This window comes from Pseudomonas sp. AMR01, assembly GCF_041946035.1.
In the GTDB taxonomy this organism is placed as follows: domain Bacteria; phylum Pseudomonadota; class Gammaproteobacteria; order Pseudomonadales; family Pseudomonadaceae; genus Aquipseudomonas; species Aquipseudomonas antarctica_B.
Genome location: NZ_JAUTYR010000012.1, coordinates 25818 through 42232 on the forward strand (window position 1 = coordinate 25818; position 16415 = coordinate 42232).

The 16415-nt window shown below is 60.4% G+C and carries 12 protein-coding genes; 8 read left to right on the plus strand and 4 right to left on the minus strand.

Annotation, left to right across the window (positions count from 1 at the left end; translation table 11 throughout):
• Positions 1 to 3 precede the first annotated feature (3 nt).
• Both Q7C20_RS13305 and ppsA read right to left on the minus strand, forming a co-directional pair.
• Positions 4 to 993, minus strand: a complete 990-nt coding sequence (locus Q7C20_RS13305) for an alpha/beta fold hydrolase (RefSeq protein ID WP_348059913.1) — start codon at positions 991 to 993, stop codon at positions 4 to 6.
• Positions 994 to 1099: 106 nt separating this feature from the next.
• Positions 1100 to 3475, minus strand: coding sequence for a phosphoenolpyruvate synthase (ppsA, locus tag Q7C20_RS13310; protein ID WP_375067911.1), 2376 nt, complete (start codon positions 3473 to 3475; stop codon positions 1100 to 1102).
• Between the two features lie 178 nt (positions 3476 to 3653).
• Here ppsA and Q7C20_RS13315 point away from each other — a divergent pair, with 178 nt between their 5' ends.
• The gene (locus Q7C20_RS13315) at positions 3654 to 4472 is read left to right on the plus strand and encodes a pyruvate, water dikinase regulatory protein (protein WP_078738561.1); all 819 of its coding nucleotides are present in this window, start codon (positions 3654 to 3656) and stop codon (positions 4470 to 4472) included.
• Between the two features lie 127 nt (positions 4473 to 4599).
• Here the strand turns inward: Q7C20_RS13315 and Q7C20_RS13320 are convergent, their stop codons facing one another.
• Positions 4600 to 6024 (minus strand): PLP-dependent aminotransferase family protein, encoded by a 1425-nt coding sequence (locus Q7C20_RS13320; protein ID WP_375067913.1) that lies wholly within the window; start codon positions 6022 to 6024, stop codon positions 4600 to 4602.
• Positions 6025 to 6184: 160 nt separating this feature from the next.
• Here Q7C20_RS13320 and Q7C20_RS13325 point away from each other — a divergent pair, with 160 nt between their 5' ends.
• The 7 genes from Q7C20_RS13325 to Q7C20_RS13355 all read left to right on the plus strand — a co-directional run bounded on the left by Q7C20_RS13325 (position 6185) and on the right by Q7C20_RS13355 (position 15010).
• Positions 6185 to 7078: a DMT family transporter gene (locus Q7C20_RS13325; RefSeq protein ID WP_375068045.1), complete on the plus strand. Its 894-nt coding sequence runs from the start codon at positions 6185 to 6187 to the stop codon at positions 7076 to 7078.
• Between the two features lie 32 nt (positions 7079 to 7110).
• Positions 7111 to 8973 carry a molybdopterin-synthase adenylyltransferase MoeB gene (gene moeB / locus Q7C20_RS13330; RefSeq protein ID WP_375067914.1) on the plus strand — a complete coding sequence of 621 codons (1863 nt, stop codon included), beginning with the start codon at positions 7111 to 7113 and terminating at the stop codon, positions 8971 to 8973.
• Between the two features lie 15 nt (positions 8974 to 8988).
• Positions 8989 to 9903, plus strand: coding sequence for a PLP-dependent cysteine synthase family protein (locus Q7C20_RS13335; protein ID WP_375067916.1), 915 nt, complete (start codon positions 8989 to 8991; stop codon positions 9901 to 9903).
• A gap of 37 nt (positions 9904 to 9940) precedes the next feature.
• The gene (locus Q7C20_RS13340) at positions 9941 to 10933 is read left to right on the plus strand and encodes a serine O-acetyltransferase (protein WP_348059903.1); all 993 of its coding nucleotides are present in this window, start codon (positions 9941 to 9943) and stop codon (positions 10931 to 10933) included.
• Positions 10934 to 10935: 2 nt separating this feature from the next.
• Complete coding sequence (locus tag Q7C20_RS13345; RefSeq protein ID WP_375067918.1) at positions 10936 to 11664, plus strand: alanyl-tRNA editing protein; 729 nt, start codon at positions 10936 to 10938, stop codon at positions 11662 to 11664.
• Between the two features lie 263 nt (positions 11665 to 11927).
• Entirely contained in the window at positions 11928 to 13673 is a 1746-nt protein-coding gene (locus tag Q7C20_RS13350) for an ABC transporter permease (protein WP_375067920.1), read from the plus strand.
• A 14-nt stretch (positions 13674 to 13687) separates the two neighbouring features.
• Positions 13688 to 15010 (plus strand): AAA-associated domain-containing protein, encoded by a 1323-nt coding sequence (locus tag Q7C20_RS13355; protein ID WP_375067921.1) that lies wholly within the window; start codon positions 13688 to 13690, stop codon positions 15008 to 15010.
• Positions 15011 to 15215: 205 nt separating this feature from the next.
• Here Q7C20_RS13355 and prpF read toward each other — a convergent pair whose 3' ends face one another.
• Entirely contained in the window at positions 15216 to 16406 is a 1191-nt protein-coding gene (prpF, locus tag Q7C20_RS13360; protein ID WP_375067922.1) for a 2-methylaconitate cis-trans isomerase PrpF, read from the minus strand.
• Between the last annotated feature and the right edge of the window lie 9 nt (positions 16407 to 16415).

A 16415-nucleotide genomic window follows, 5' to 3' on the forward strand; every position in this document is an offset into this window, starting at 1 on the left:
CTGTCAAAGCACGGCGGCCACTTCGGACTGCGCCCCAAATAAAGGTGTCAGCGGATCCTTCAACCACTGTTCCACCAGCGGCCACACTTCAGCCGCTGCGGCTTTACTGACTAACATCTCGACATGCCCGAAATCCCCGGTAAAACCCTGCTGGCGGCCCAGGCACAGGTACTGGCGATGTTCGGAGCCGACTTGCTCAAACAGCTTGCGGCACGCCCAATCCGGATCCTGCGTGTCTGCGGCCGCGCTGACTGCCAATAGCGGCACGTCGACTTCGGCCAGGCCTTTCCACCAGTCACGCTCAGCGTCGCCAAAACGGCCGAACAGGCCATTCCAGCGCATAGCTTCAATCATCACGCCGGCTGGCTCATCCTCGGGGCCACGTTTGAACCGTGGCCCAGACACTTGGGCAAAGCGCTTGAGCAGCAAACGACTGCCCCACTCCACCGGCGGAATTTTCAATGGCCAATGGGTGCGACTGACCTGACAGCCAAACAGCGCCACAGACGCCACCGACGGCGCGCCGAGGTGCTGGCCGCCGAGGGCTGCTGCCAAAGTCGTCGCGCCAAGTGAATGGCCCACCCAATGGGGGACCTGCCCGCTCTGCTCACGCACAAAGTCGCCAATCGCCGGCAAATCGTAGCGCGCGTAGTCCGCCACGCGATTTTTGACGTAGGTTTGATTGCGCTTGGACAGGCCGTGGCCGCGCATCTCAGGTATCCATACATCAAAACCCTGGCGTGCCAGGTAGGCGCCCAGCCCGATGCCCTTGGGTGAATACCAAAAGCGTCGATTGGAAAAACTACCGTGCAACAAAATCACCGGCGTGCCCCGGTTTTCCGGGACATCGGCACGGCCCAAGCGGGTCACGGCCAGTTCGACGGTGCCGTCGGGACTGTTGCCGGGTTTGAGGCGGTACACGTCTTCACTCAGGTCGCCACGACGTTCAGCGCTGATCAGGGCGACGGGAAACAGGTTGCTGCTGCTTTGCATAATGTTCTTGCACAAAAAAGGGCGACGTCCGGAAGGAGGTCCGCCCTGCACAGATAAGAATGCCGGTCACCCTCAACGAGTGACCGGCACTTTTGACGTTTCGGCCTTAGGCCGGCGCTTGGCCTTCCGCCAGGAAGAACCAGGTTTCCAGCACAGAATCGGGGTTCAGCGAGACGCTTTCGATGCCCTGCTCCATCAGCCATCGGGCCAGGTCCGGGTGGTCGGAAGGGCCCTGGCCGCAGATGCCGATGTACTTGCCGGCCTTGTTACAGGCCTGGATGGCGTTGGACAACAGCTTCTTGACCGCAGGGTTACGCTCGTCGAACAGGTGGGCGATGATCCCGGAGTCACGGTCCAGGCCCAGGGTCAGCTGGGTCAGGTCGTTGGAGCCAATGGAGAAACCGTCGAAGAATTCGAGGAACTCTTCGGCCAGAATCGCGTTGGACGGCAACTCGCACATCATGATCACGCGCAGGCCGTTCTCGCCACGGCTCAAGCCATTTTCAGCCAACAGGTCGACCACTTGGCTCGCCTCGCCCAGGGTACGCACGAAGGGCACCATGATCTCGACGTTGGTCAGGCCCATCTCGTTACGCACGCGCTTGAGGGCGCGGCACTCGAGTTCGAAGCAGTCACGGAACGATTCGCTGATGTAACGCGAGGCGCCACGGAAGCCCAGCATCGGGTTTTCTTCTTCCGGTTCGTACAGCTTGCCGCCGATCAGGTTGGCGTATTCGTTGGACTTGAAGTCCGACAGCCGCACGATGACCTTTTTCGGATAGAACGCCGCCGCCAGGGTGCTGATGCCTTCCACCAGCTTCTCGACGTAGAAGCCCACCGGGTCGTTGTAGCCGGCGATGCGCTTGTCGACGCTTTCCTTGATTTCCAGCGGCAGACCGTCGTAGTTCAGCAGGGCTTTTGGATGCACGCCGATCATGCGGTTGATGATGAACTCCAGTCGGGCCAGGCCCACACCGGCGTTCGGCAACTGCGCAAAATCAAAGGCGCGGTCAGGGTTGCCGACGTTCATCATGATCTTGAACGGCAGGTCGGGCATGGCGTCGACGGAGTTCTGCTTGATGTCGAAGCCCAGCTCGCCTTCAAAGATGAAACCGGTATCGCCTTCGGCGCAGGAAACCGTCACACCCTGGCCGTCTTTCAACAGCTGGGTGGCATTGCCGCAACCAACCACCGCTGGAATCCCCAGCTCACGGGCGATGATCGCCGCGTGGCAGGTACGCCCGCCACGGTTGGTGACGATGGCACTGGCGCGCTTCATCACCGGTTCCCAGTCCGGGTCGGTCATGTCGGACACCAGCACGTCGCCTGGCTGGACCTTGTCCATTTCCGACACGTCCTTGATGATCCGCACCTTGCCGGCGCCAATGCGCTGGCCGATGGCACGGCCTTCCACCAGCACCGTGCCGGTTTCTTTCAACAGGTAGCGCTCCATGACGTTGGCCGAAGTGCGGCTCTTCACGGTTTCGGGGCGAGCCTGCACGATGTACAGCTTGCCGTCGTCACCGTCTTTGGCCCACTCGATGTCCATCGGGCACTTGTAGTGCTTTTCGATGATCATCGCTTGTTTGGCCAGCTCGCTGACTTCAGCGTCGCTCAGGCAGAAACGCGCGCGCTCGGCCTTGTCCACATCAACGGTTTTCACCGAGCGACCGGCCTTGGCCTCGTCGCCGTAGATCATCTTGATGGCCTTGCTGCCCAGGTTGCGGCGCAGGATCGCCGGGCGACCGGCTTCAAGGGTGTGTTTGTGTACGTAGAATTCGTCCGGGTTGACCGCGCCCTGTACGACGGTTTCGCCCAGGCCGTAGGCGCCGGTGATAAACACAACGTCACGGAAGCCCGATTCGGTGTCCAGGGTGAACATCACGCCGGCGGTACCGGTTTCCGACCGCACCATGCGCTGCACGCCGGCAGACAAGGCCACCAGCTTGTGGTCGAAACCCTGGTGTACGCGGTAGGAAATCGCGCGATCGTTGAACAGCGAGGCAAACACTTCCTTGGCCGCACGGATCACGTTTTCCACGCCACGGATGTTAAGGAAGGTTTCCTGCTGACCGGCGAAAGAGGCGTCCGGCAAGTCTTCTGCGGTGGCCGAGGAGCGCACGGCGACGGCCATGTCAGGGTTGCCCGCCGACAGGGTGGCGAAGGCGGTACGGATTTCTTCGTTGAGCTTTTCGGGGAACTCGGCTTCCATGATCCATTGGCGGATCTGGGCACCGGTCTTGGTCAGGGCGGCGATGTCATCGACGTCCAGAGCGTCCAGCGCGGCGTGGATCTGAGCATTGAGGCCGCTCAGTTCGAGGAAATCGCGGTAAGCCTGGGCCGTGGTGGCGAAACCACCGGGCACCGAGACACCAGCGCCTGCAAGATTACTGATCATCTCGCCGAGGGATGCGTTCTTGCCCCCCACGTGCTCTACATCATGGACGCCGAGCTTATCGAGGGAAACTACGTACTCTACCAAGGTGATCTCTCCACTAACTGTGTTGGAAAAGCTCAGGACGCCGGCGGCTCAGTAGGAGCGTTCTCCGGCGTTTGTGGCCTGGACCTGGAAAATAAGTGAGAATGCGGCCCACTGCGGGACGGCAAAATCGCGCCTATCATATCCAAGATTCGCCATCAGCTTAAGGCCCAGGGCTCAAATGAAACGATCTGCTTTCTTTATCTCCGACGGCACCGGCATCACGGCCGAAACATTGGGTCAAAGCCTGCTCGCGCAGTTCGAAAACATTACCTTCGCCAAATTCACGCGGCCCTACATCGACAGCGTAGATAAAGCGCGGGCCATGGTACAACAAATCAATCTGGCGGCCGAAAAAGACGGCATGCGCCCGATCATTTTTGACACCATCGTCAATCAAGACATTCGTGAGATCCTTGCGACCTCCAATGGTTTCATGATCGACATCTTCTCCACGTTCCTGGCGCCGCTGGAACAGGAGTTGAGCGAACACTCGTCTTATTCCGTAGGAAAGTCCCATTCCATTGGGCACAACTCCAACTATATGGAGCGTATCGAGGCGGTGAACTTTGCCCTCGACAACGACGATGGCGCCCGCACGCACTACTACGACAAGGCCGATTTGATCCTGGTGGGCGTGTCCCGCTGCGGCAAAACGCCAACCTGCCTTTATATGGCCATGCAGTTCGGCATCCGCGCGGCCAACTACCCGTTGACCGAAGACGATATGGAACACCTGACGCTGCCCGCCGCCCTGCGCGCCCACTCGCACAAGCTGTTCGGCCTGACCATCGACCCGGACCGCCTCACCGCCATCCGTAATGAGCGCAAGCCCAACAGCCGCTACTCCAGCTATGCCCAGTGCGAGTTCGAAGTGCGCGAAGTGGAAAATCTGTTCCGTCGCGAGAACATTGCGCACATCAATTCCACGCACTTTTCGGTGGAAGAGATTTCGGCGAAGATTTTGGTGGAGAAGGGTGTGGAGCGTCGATTCAAGTAATTGTGTTGCCCGGGCTGGCCCCTTCGCGAGCAAGCCCGCTCCCACAGTTGACCGAGTTCCTACGCGGGAATGCAGTCAAATGTGGGAGCTGGCTTGCCTGCGATAAACGATAACGCGGTAAACCTGCCTACAGATGAAACCGCCCACCCCCCTGCCCCAGCGCCGTCGCCAGCGCATCAAACCCCTCCCGCAACAACTGATCATCCCCCGACGTATTGCAAATACTCGCCCGAATAAACTGCGGCACCGCCGTCTGTCCTACCGCAAACGCCTCGGCGGTGGCGATCAAGTAATTATTCTGCTTGAGCTCTGCCTCTATTTCCGACGCACGCCATGGCTCCGGCACTTCAATCCAAAAGTGCGGGCTGTTGAGGTGAGTGCGGTATTCCAGGCCCTCCAGCAGGTCGCGCACCAGCGCTTTACGCCGGCTGATCTCGTTGATCTGCTGACGCAGCAAATACTCCGCCGTACCGTTTTCGATCCACTGGGTTGCCAGCTCCAGCGTCACCGGCGTGGCCATCCAGCAGGTCGAGCGCAGCGCTGCGGAAATACGGCTGACCAGCGCCGGCGGCGCGTGCACGTAACCCACGCGCAACCCGGCCGACACCGCCTTGCTCAGGCTGCTGATCAAAATCGTACGTTCGGGAGCGAAATAACTCAGGGGCGGTGGCCGGTCTTCCACCAACACGCCGTGGGCTTCGTCTTCAAGAATCAGCAGATTGTGCTCGCGACACACTTTGACCAGAGCTTCCCGGCGCGGGATCGATAGCACCGCCGTCGTCGGGTTCTGAATAGTCGGCGTGCAGTACAGCGCCGAAACCCGGTGATTTCGACAGACTTCTTCCAGCGCGCCCGGCAGCACACCTTCGTCATCCATCTCCAGGCCGATCAGCCGCACGCCGAGCATGCGCGCCGCCGTAATAAGCCCCGGGTAGGTCATTTGTTCGGTGACCACCGTGTCGCCCGCGCGCAGCAGCGCCATCATTGCGCAAAGCAACCCGTGCTGGCCGCCATTGACGCAGATGACCTGTTCGGGAATCGGATGAAAATCGCGCTGCACCAGCCATTGCGCCCCGGCTTCGCGGTAACGCGGCAACCCGGCGTCCGGGGTGTAGGCGCTGATGTCCTGAAGAAATTTGGCGTTGGTCGACAGGGTTTGGAAGCTCTGGGCGAGAAACACCGTCTCCTGCCCAGGAATATGCATGTTGCGGCTCATGTCGAAGTATTGGCGTGGCTCCTCGCTGACGTTGCGAAAGCCTTCATCACGCTGGCGCTCCATCCCACGTTTGCGCACGAATGTTCCGTCACCTACCCGCGCAACAACCAACCCCAGGCGTTCCAATTCGCCATAAGCCCGGCTGATGGTGCCAATGGTCACACCCAGGTTGTCGGAAAGCACCCGATGGGGCGGCAGTTTTCTTCCCGGTTCAATCAAGCCTTCAAGGATGCCCCTTTCCATGACATCGGACAGGCGCTTGTACTTCACGCCCTGCCCGTTGGACAACCCCTCACGCATAATTGACACCATGTCAATATTTGTTTTGACAGTCATCTTTGGCCCTAATAGTGTGTTTTTACGGGTTCAATCACCGGATGAAACCACTTAATACACAGTCAATATAGAGTTCAATTCCGGCTCAGGGAAGCAATAAACGATGCCAATGTCCGCCGTTCTCGAAAACACAACAAAAACAAAAACTCAGAAACAGTGGTTGGCCGGGCTGGTCACCAGCGTGATGTTTCTGATTGTGTGCCTAAGCTGGGGCACCACTTGGCTGGGCATCAAAATCGCCGTCGAAAGCGTGCCGCCGCTCACCTCCGCGGGCCTGCGCTTCCTGATCGCCTTCCCGCTGTTTCTGTGTTTTGCCCTGGTGCGCCGCGAGCCGATCCTGTTTCCGCGCGAAAGCCGCTGGTTCTTTGTCTTCGTGACCCTGTCCTACTTCAGCGTTCCCTACTACCTGCTCAACTACGGCGAGATGCACGTCTCCTCTGGCCTCACCGCTTTGCTGTTCAGCTGCATGCCGGTATTCATTCTGATTTTCTCCGCGCTGTTCCTGCGTGAGCGCATTTACTTCTCCCAAGTGGTCGGCATCGGCATCGGTTTTGGCAGCCTTTACATGATCATCAAGAGCCAGGGTCTGCACCTGGACCACGCCGAATTCTTCGGGGTGCTGGCAATTCTGACCGCCGCCGTCATGCACGCCTTGTGCTATGTGATTACCAAGCAAAAAGGCACCGCCATCAGTGTGATTACCTACAACACCCTGCCCATCGGCATTGCCGGGCTGATGCTGTTCGTGGCCGGTTTGTGGTTTGAAACACCGACCTTTGAAAACATCACCCTGCGCTCCTGGAGCGCGCTGTTCTACCTGGGGCTGGTGGCGTCGGTGGGCGGGTTTATCGTGTACTTCATGCTGCTCAAGCGCTTGAGCCCGATCATTCTGTCGTTCGTGTTCATCATCTTCCCGGTGTTCGCGGTGATCATCGGCGCCTGGTACGAAGGCCTGTCGATTTCCCGCGACCTGATGCTGTATTCGGCCATCCTGCTGGCCGGCTTTGCGATCACCAAGTTGCCGGTTGAAAAACTCCTGGCCAAGAAAAATTGACCCTCCCACCCCATCAGCCACGCGAGAGAAACATGGACGTCCTCCGCCCAAAAGTCCTGGAACAGATCTACGCCCACGCCAGCCGCAGCTATCCCGAGGAATGCTGTGGTTTTGTTTTTGCCGACGGCAGTGTGTACCTGGGCAGCAACATCCAGAATGAATTGCACCGCAAGAATCCCGAGATGTACCCGCGCAGCGCGGCCAATGGCTACACGTTTTCGGTCGCCGACACCTTGCTGATGAACAAGGCGTTTCGCACTGACAACCCGGTGGTGGTGATCTACCACTCCCACCCGGATGTCGGCGCCTATTTCAGTGACGAAGACCAGGACAAGGCGCTGTTCCTCGGCGAGCCGATCTACCCCGTCAGCTATCTGGTGGTGGATGTTCGCCAGGGCCAGGCCCTCGGTTCAAAGCTGTTTGCCTGGGACGGCAAGCATTTCGCCCTTAACCCTTTCAACGACCTGCACACGGAGTTGTCCATGAACGCTGTCTCTTTCCCAGACATTCTGGTTCGCGTGGCCAAGCTGCCGGAATCCACCCTTGAGGGCACCGGATCGACATTGCGCGAAGTCATTGAAAACCTCTGCAACAACCACCCGCAGCTGCGCCCGCACTTGTTTCACGAGAAGAACAACCAGCTCAAGGAACACTTCCTGTTCACTGCCGAAGAGGAACTGATCGACGCTGACGAGCCGTTGCCTGAAAAAGCCAACATCGAAGTGCTGCTCGCCACTTCCGGCGGCATGGACGTGGATGCCCTCAGTAACGAGGAAGTACAGCGTTATGTGCGCCACATCACCCTGCCCGGCGTAGGCCGCGAAGGCCAATTGAACCTCAAGAAAGCCAAGGTACTGATCATCGGCACCGGCGGCCTGGGCTCGCCCATCAGCCTGTACCTCGCGGCAGCCGGCATCGGCACCCTGGGCCTGGTGGATTTTGATGTGGTGGAAAGCAGCAACCTGCAACGCCAGATCGTGCACGGCAACAGCACGCTGGGCATGCCCAAGGTCGAATCGGCCAAGCGGCGCCTGCAAGACCTCAACAGCCATATCCAGATCAACGCCCACGACACCGCCCTGAACGCAGACAACGCCCTGGAACTGGTGGGCGCCTACGATTTGGTGATCGATGGCACCGACAATTTCGACACGCGCTACCTGGTCAACGATGCCTGCGTGAGACTCGGCAAACCCTTGGTCTACGGCGCGATCTACCGTTTCGACGGGCAGATCAGCGTCCTCAATTATAAAAGTGGGCCGTGCTACCGCTGCCTGTTCCCCTCACCGCCGCCAGCTGAACTGGCACCCAATTGCAGCGCCGGCGGCGTGATCGGCGTACTGCCGGGCGTGATCGGGATGATCCAGGCCACCGAAGCCATAAAACTGCTGATCGGCATTGGCGAGCCCTTGTCCGGCCGCTTGATGCGCTTCGATGCGCTGGCGATGAAATTCAGTGAAATTCGCTTCAAGCGCCGCGCCGACTGCCCCTGCTGCTCGGAATTGCGCCACAGTGAAACCCTGGCACCGGCAGTCTGCGCAGATGCCGTACCGAGCCAGCCGTCCCTCGCCGAGGAACGCTACATCAAGCCGCGCGTACTCAAACAACTGCTCGAACACCACCGCAGCGCCGATGTGCTAGTGGATGTGCGCGACGCCAGCGAGCTGGAGGTGTGCAAATTACCGGGCGTGGTGCATATCCCCCTTGCCGAGCTGGATGGGCAACTCGACAGCCTCAGTCGCGACAACACTCACTACCTGATCTGCTACGCCGGCACCCGCGCCGAACAGGCCGCCAGCACCTTGCTCGCCGCCGGCTTTGCCAACACCAAGGTCCTGCAGGGCGGCATGAAACATTGGGTTCGTGACGTCGAACCCGACATGCCGTTGTATTGAGCCGGGGGCTGACTGATGTTGCATAACTCCATTCTCGAGGTGATCGGCCAAACACCGATCGTGCGCCTCGCGCAGTTTTCCGAAGACCTCGGCATCGAGGTCTATGCCAAGCTTGAATCCCTCAACCCCGGCGGCAGCCACAAGGCGCGCATCGCCTTGGGCATGATCCTCGACGCCGAGCGACGCGGCGTGCTGATCCGTGATTCCGGGCAAACCATCATCGAGCCCAGCGGTGGTAACACCGGCATTGGCCTTGTGATGGCCGGCAACGTGCTCGGCTACAAAGTGGTGCTGGTGATTCCCGACAATTACAGCCCCGAAAAACAGAAGCTGCTGCGCCTGTACGGCGCCAAGGTGGTGCTGTCGGACAGCCGCCTGGGCAACAACTCCCATGGCGAAAAATGCATGGAGCTACAGCTGGAAAACCCCAACTTCGTGATGCTCAACCAGCAACGCAACGGCGCCAATCCACAAACCCACCGCGACACCACCGCGCCGGAAATCCTCCGCGCCTTTGGTGACTTGCGCGTGGACTATTTGGTCAGCGGCATCGGCACCGGCGGGCATATCACCGGCATCGGCGAAACCCTGAAAAAAACTTGGCCAGCCCTGCGTGTCATGGGCGTGGAACCGGAGGAATGCGACCTGCTGAAAAACAGGCACGCACCGCATTACATTCAGGGCCTGTCGATTGGCTTGATCCCGAGCATTCTGAACCTGGAGGTGATCGACGGCATGCTCAAGGTGTCGCGCCAGGCGTGCATCGACATGATGAAACGCATCATGCGCACAGACGCCATCAGCCTCGGCTTGTCGTCTGCCGCCAACATGGTCGCCATCGCCCAACTCGCCCCCGAACTGCCGCCCGAAACGGTGGTGCTGACCATGGTCTACGACAATGCCGACAGCTACCTGCCAAATTTCGAATAACCACTTCTCCAACAGACCAGATTGCGGGGGTGCCTCCATGGGGGGCTTTATCGACATGCAACAGCTGCACGATGAGTTGATCACCCATCTCATCAAGACCCTGACACCTGCGCAGATGAAGCAGCTCGAACCGCATTTGGCGCCACTGATCCAGAACGCCGCCCAGGCGGTGGCCGAGGACTTGATCGCCTATGCCTACCGCGACCCGGCCTCACGCGGGCGCGGCGAGTTGATTCTGGAGTCGTACGCCTCGTTCAAGGCGGTGCTGTTTTATCGCCTGGCGCACCTTGTGTGGAATTTCCCCGATCAGATCAACGGCGTGTTTTCGCGCATGGCGCTCAAGCTCAGCAACCAGGGCAAAATCCTCTCCGGCGCCGAGATTCACCCGGCGGCGCGCATCGGCCGACGCTTTGTGCTCGACCACGGCTACGGCACGGTCATTGGCGAAACCTGCGAGATCGGCAACGACTGCTACATCCTCTGCGGCGTCACCCTCGGCGCCCGGGGTATCGCCAACAACCCGGACGGCAAGCGCCACCCGCGCCTGGGCAACAACGTCGAAGTCGGTTCCGGCGCCCGCGTGCTGGGCTATGTGCTGATCGGCGACAACGTGTTTATCAGCCCGTCCTGCGTCATCACCCAGGACGTGCCGGCCGGCACCAAAGTCAAAGTCGTCAACCAGATTCAGTTGCAAAAAAACACCGAGTCCGACCACAGCAACTACCTCGGCGCCTTCGCCCTGGAGGAACGCCTGCACGTGGTCGGCGAGGTCAACGCCAGCCACAAGGTCACGGTGCTGGACGCCGACTTTCACCCGTTACCGGGCCTGATGCTGGAACCCACGGTCAAGGAACGTCACCACCTGCAATTTCGCCTGCGGCGCCTGGATGTCGGCGAGCAACTGCCACGCCTGCCGCTGAACCTGAAAGTCAGCGGGCCGGAATTTGAAATCACCCTGCTCTCCCCCCCTGGCTTGAGTGCAATGGTGCGTCACCTGTTGCAAGCCAGCCCATTGATCGTCGGAGGTTGAAGATGTCTGTGCACACCATGGAAACCCTGGCGCTGTTTGACAGCGCGCCTTACCAGAACGCTTTCAGCGCCCGGGTGATTGCCGTCAGCGAGCACGGCGTCGCCCTGGAGCACACGCTGTTCTACCCCACCGGTGGCGGGCAGCCGGGCGACACCGGCCACCTCACCCTGGCCGATGGCACGCGGGTCGAGGTGATCGGCACCGTGCGCGATCAAGTTTTGCGCTCGATCATCTGGCATCAAGTGGAACACTGCCCCGAACAATTGACCGCCGGTGTGCAGGTGGACGCGGGCCTGGACTGGGAACGGCGCTATCAGCACATGAAAATGCACACCTGCCTGCATTTGCTGTGTTCGATCATTGATGCGCCAGTCACCGGGTGCAGCATCAGCGCAGACAAGGGCCGCCTGGATTTCGACCTGCCGGAAATGACCCTCGACAAAGACACCATCACCCGCGACCTCAACGCCCTGATCGAACAGGCCCACGCGGTGAAAACCCTGTCGATGCCCGCCTCGGAGTACTCGACCCTGCTACAAATCACGCGAACTCAGGCCGTTGCACCACCGGTGATCCAGGGTTCCGTTCGGGTGATTGAAATCAACGGAATCGACATCCAGCCCTGCGGCGGCACGCATGTGATCAACACCGAGGAAATCGGCCGGGTGTTCTGCGAGAAGATCGAGAAAAAGAGCAAACACAACCGCCGAGTGATCCTGCGGTTTGAGTAATGACGCGGCAGCGACTGAGGTGCCAATACCCCCGTCGCTGTTCGCTGTTCGTACAGGAAACTGACAGCAAATTTATGTGTTTGTAACATTCAGAAACGTACAATTCCGCTAACAGCGTATCGCCCCCTGATCCGCTGCCCCTGACTCATGGAGAAAGAGCGCCCGCCCCTTCTCTGTGGGTGCTCGTAGAAACGCTAAGCTCACACCCACACCGCCTCGCAACCCTGAATGCTGCAGGACTGACTGCCTATGAACAGCTGCCTATGAACAAAGTATTCCGTGACTACTTACCAGCGTCCACTCTGCGCCTGCTGCCCAACCGTTGGGATTTGGTAGCCCTGCCTCTGGTCATCGGCTTTCTGCTGTTTTTCTCCATGACGGCGCGGGAAACCTGGGCGCCTATCGCCACGCTGCAAAGTGAAGTGATCTCGCTGGACCCGGCCAACCTGCCGGAATACGCGATGCGCACCACGTTGCGCATGCTCGCGGCGATGGTGGCGGCGCTGGTGTTTACCTTCTTGTACGGCACGCTGGCCGCTAAAAGCCGCCGCGCTGAAAAGCTGTTGGTGCCGGTGCTCGACATCCTGCAATCGGTGCCGGTGCTGGGCTACATCTCGTTTACCGTGACGTTCTTCCTGCTGTTGTTTCCGGGGCGGGTGCTGGGCGCCGAGTTCGCGGCGATCTTTGCGATCTTCACCAGCCAGGCCTGGAACATGACGTTCAGCTTCTACCAGTCGCTGCGCATGCTGCCCCACGACCTGGTGGAAGTCTCGACCAACCTGCGCCTTTCGGGCTGGCAGAAGTTCTGGAAGCTCGACGTGCCATTCGCCATGCCGGGGCTGGTGTGGAACATGATGATGAGCATGTCCGGCGGCTGGTTTTTCGTGGTCGCCTCCGAAGCTATCACCGTGGGTGACAAAACCATCACCCTGCCGGGCGTGGGTTCGTACCTTGCGCTGGCCATCGCCCAGAAAGACCTGCACGCCGTGGGTTACGTGATCCTGGCCATGGTCGCGGTGATCTTGATGTACGACCAGTTCCTGTTCCGCCCGCTGGTCGCCTGGGCGGACAAGTTCCGCATGGAAACCACCGCTTCTCAAGGCGCCGCGCCACAATCCTGGCTGCTGAACCTGATTCAGCGCACGCGCATGGTGCAGCGCATTCTGCGCCCGATCACCCGCACCATCAGCCGCATTGGCAACAAGCGTTTCAGCTTGGGAAGCGGTGCGTTCAAAGCGTTGCCGGCAGAAACCCCGGCAGCCTCGAAAATGATTGATCTGGTGTGGGGCACCGTGATCGCGCTGATGGCCGCGTACGCGCTGTATCACATCGTGCTGTACGTGGGCACCGAAGTGACCTTCACCGAAGTTGGCCACGTGTTTGTGCTGGGCCTGATCACCCTGCTGCGGGTGGCCGGGCTGATTCTGATCGCCTCGCTGATCTGGGTGCCGTTGGGCGTGATGATCGGCTTGCGCCCACGCCTGGCGGAAAAAATCCAGCCGCTGGCGCAGTTCCTCGCGGCCTTCCCGGCGAACCTGCTGTTCCCGGTGTTTGTGATCGTGATCCTGCAATACAACCTCAATCCGGACATCTGGCTCAGCCCGCTGATCGTGCTGGGCACTCAGTGGTACATCCTGTTTAACGTGATTGCGGGCGCCAGCGCCTTTCCGAATGACTTCAAGGAAGCCGCAGCCAACTTCCGCATTCGCGGCTGGCTGTGGTGGCGCAAAGTGATGTTGCCGGGGATTTTCCCTTACTACGTGACGGGCGCTATCACCGCTTCGGGCGGCGCGTGGAACGCCAGCATCGTGTCCGAGTACGTGTCCTGGGGCCAGGACAACGTGGTCGCCCACGGGCTGGGCGCCTACATCGCTCAAACCACCGCCGCCGGCGACTTCCCGAAAATCGCCTTGGGCGTGGTGGTGATGTCGATCTTTGTGGTGGCTTTCAACCGAGCGGTCTGGCGGCCGATGTACGCCATCGCTGAAAACAAACTTCGTTTGAATTGACGGGACTCGCCGTGATGACTACCTCTACTGAACACACTGTCGACACCCCGGAAATTTACTCGCTGAAAAACGTGAACCGGGTGTTCGGCAAAGGCAAAGAAGAACTGCAAGTACTCAGCGGCGTGGACCTGAGCCTGCACGAAGGCGAAATTGTCGGCATGCTCGGCCGCTCCGGCTCCGGTAAATCCACGCTGCTGCGCATCATCGCCGGGCTGATCCAGCCTTCTTCGGGCGATGTACGTTATCAAGGCAAGCCCCTCAATGGCCCGGCCGAAGGCGTGGCCATGGTGTTCCAGACCTTCGCCCTGTTCCCGTGGCTGACCGTGCTGGAAAACGTGGAGGCCGGCCTGCAAGCCTTGCAGGTCGAGCGCAAGGAAGCCCGTCGGCGCGCGCTGGCGGCCATCGACCTGATCGGCCTGGACGGCTTTGAAAACGCCTACCCGCGCGAATTATCCGGCGGCATGCGCCAGCGCGTGGGCTTTGCCCGTGGCCTGGTGGTCAACCCGACGCTGTTGTTGATGGACGAACCTTTCTCTGCACTGGACGTGCTCACCGCCGAGACCCTGCGCACCGACTTGCTGGACCTGTGGAGCGGCAAGCAGCTGCCGATCAAGTCGATCCTGATCGTGACCCACAACATCGAAGAAGCGGTGCTGATGTGCGACCGCATTCTGGTGCTGTCGTCCAACCCCGGCCGCGTGGTCGCCGAGATCAAGGTACCGTTTGCGCACCCGCGTAACCGCCTCGACCCGACGTTCCGGCAGATGGTTGATGACATCTACGCGCTGATGACTGACCGGCGCAGCGCCGACGCCAGCCGTGGCCTGCCCGAGTTGAAAATGGGCAGCCTGTTGCCGGAAGTCTCCACCAACTTGATGGCCGGTTTGATCGAAACACTCGCCGCCGAGCCCTACAACGGCCACGCCGGCCTGCCCACCGTGGCTGAACGGCGCTTGCTGGAGGTCGATGACCTGTTCCCGGTGGCAGAAATGCTCGAGCATTTGGGCTTTGCCGAACTCAAGGGCGCCGACATCACCCTCACCGACGCGGGCAAGCTGTTCGCCGACTACGGCACCCAGGAACGCAAAACCCTGTTCGCCGAGCATCTGATTTGCCACGTGCCATTGGCCGCGCGGATTCATCACGTGCTGCTGGAACGCAGCGGGCACCGCGCGCCACGGGTGCGCTTCGAGCAGGAACTGGAAGACTCGATGACGGAAGCGTTTGTGCAGAAAACCCTGGAAAGCGTGGTGGCGTGGGGGCGGTATGCGGAGATTTTTTCGTATGACGACCATACCGAGACGTTTAGCCTGGATGATGTGGAAGGCAGTATGTAAACGAGGCTGTCGAAACGCCCTGTGGCGAGCGGGCTTGCCCCGCGTTGGGCTGCGCAGCAGCCCCAAAACCTGCCGCCACCGGGTGTCTGACACACCGCATTTTTATTGACTGGGGCTGCTACGCAGCCCAACGCGGGACAAGCCCGCTCGCCACAATTAGCCCTCTGTATAGAGCCCGCTCCTACTAAAGCGTGGGAGCGGTCAGTTAGAACGCGTCGCCGGGGACGCGTATGAAGCCTTCCATCAGCACCCGCGCGCTGCGGCTCATGATGGCTTTTTTCACCACCCATTCGCCGTTGACCTGGCTGGCTTCGGCGCCCACACGCAACGTGCCGGACGGATGCCCGAACCGCACCGCGTTGCGCTCTACACCGCCCGCGGCCAGGTTAACCAACGTCCCGGAAATCGCCGCCGCCGTGCCAATTGCCACCGCCGCCGTGCCCATCATGGCGTGGTGCAGCTTGCCCATGGACAGTGCGCGCACCAGCAAGTCCACATCACCGGCCTTGATCGCCTTACCGCTGGACGCCACGTAATCCGCAGGCTTGGCCACAAATGCAACCTTCGGCGTGTGCTGACGCTGCGCCGCTTCATCGAGGTGTTTGATCAACCCCATGCGCAACGCGCCGTAGGCCCGCACCGTCTCGAACATCGCCAGGGCTTTGGGGTCGCCGTTGATGGCGCCTTGCAGCTCGGTGCCGGTGTAGCCGAGGTCTTCGGCGTTGATGAAAATCGTCGGAATGCCCGCGTTAATCAACGTCGCCTTGAAGGTGCCGACACCCGGGACTTCCAGGTCGTCGATCAGGTTGCCGGTGGGGAACATCGAACCACCGCCGCCCTCTTCTTCCGCCGCCGGGTCCATAAACTCCAGCTGCACTTCGGCGGCGGGAAAGGTTACGCCGTCGAGTTCAAAGTCACCGGTTTCCTGCACCGCGCCGTCGGTGATCGGCACGTGGGCAATGATGGTCTTGCCGATATTCGCCTGCCACACCCGCACCACGGCCACGCCGTTATGGGGCACGCGCGCCGGGTCGATCAAACCGGCGCTGATGGCGAAGGAACCGACCGCCGCCGACAGGTTGCCGCAGTTGCCGCTCCAGTCCACAAAGGGCTTGTCGATGGAGACCTGGCCGAACAGGTAGTCCACGTCATGCTCGGCGCGGGTGCTTTTAGCGAGGATCACGGTTTTGCTGGTGCTCGACGTGGCACCGCCCATGCCGTCAATTTGCTTGTCGTAAGGGTCGGGGCTGCCGATCACCCGCAACAGCAAGGCGTCACGCGCGGCGCCCGGCACCTGCGCCGATTCGGGCAGGTCCGTAAGGCTAAAAAACACGCCCTTGCTGGTGCCGCCACGCATGTAGGTGGCGGGGATCCTGATTTGTGGAACCTGTGTCATGGTTAACCC

Bases quoted from the DNA above. Each gene is read 5' to 3' on its own strand.
- Q7C20_RS13305 (WP_348059913.1), bottom strand. From the start codon at position 993: ATGCAAAGCAGCAGCAACCTGTTTCCCGTCGCCCTGATCAGCGCTGAA.
- Q7C20_RS13315 (WP_078738561.1), top strand. From the start codon at position 3,654: ATGAAACGATCTGCTTTCTTTATCTCCGACGGCACCGGCATCACGGCC.
- Q7C20_RS13320 (WP_375067913.1), bottom strand. From the start codon at position 6,024: ATGACTGTCAAAACAAATATTGACATGGTGTCAATTATGCGTGAGGGG.
- moeB (WP_375067914.1), top strand. From the start codon at position 7,111: ATGGACGTCCTCCGCCCAAAAGTCCTGGAACAGATCTACGCCCACGCC.
- Q7C20_RS13335 (WP_375067916.1), top strand. From the start codon at position 8,989: ATGTTGCATAACTCCATTCTCGAGGTGATCGGCCAAACACCGATCGTG.
- Q7C20_RS13340 (WP_348059903.1), top strand. From the start codon at position 9,941: ATGGGGGGCTTTATCGACATGCAACAGCTGCACGATGAGTTGATCACC.
- Q7C20_RS13345 (WP_375067918.1), top strand. From the start codon at position 10,936: ATGTCTGTGCACACCATGGAAACCCTGGCGCTGTTTGACAGCGCGCCT.
- Q7C20_RS13350 (WP_375067920.1), top strand. From the start codon at position 11,928: ATGAACAAAGTATTCCGTGACTACTTACCAGCGTCCACTCTGCGCCTG.
- Q7C20_RS13355 (WP_375067921.1), top strand. From the start codon at position 13,688: ATGACTACCTCTACTGAACACACTGTCGACACCCCGGAAATTTACTCG.
- prpF (WP_375067922.1), bottom strand. From the start codon at position 16,406: ATGACACAGGTTCCACAAATCAGGATCCCCGCCACCTACATGCGTGGC.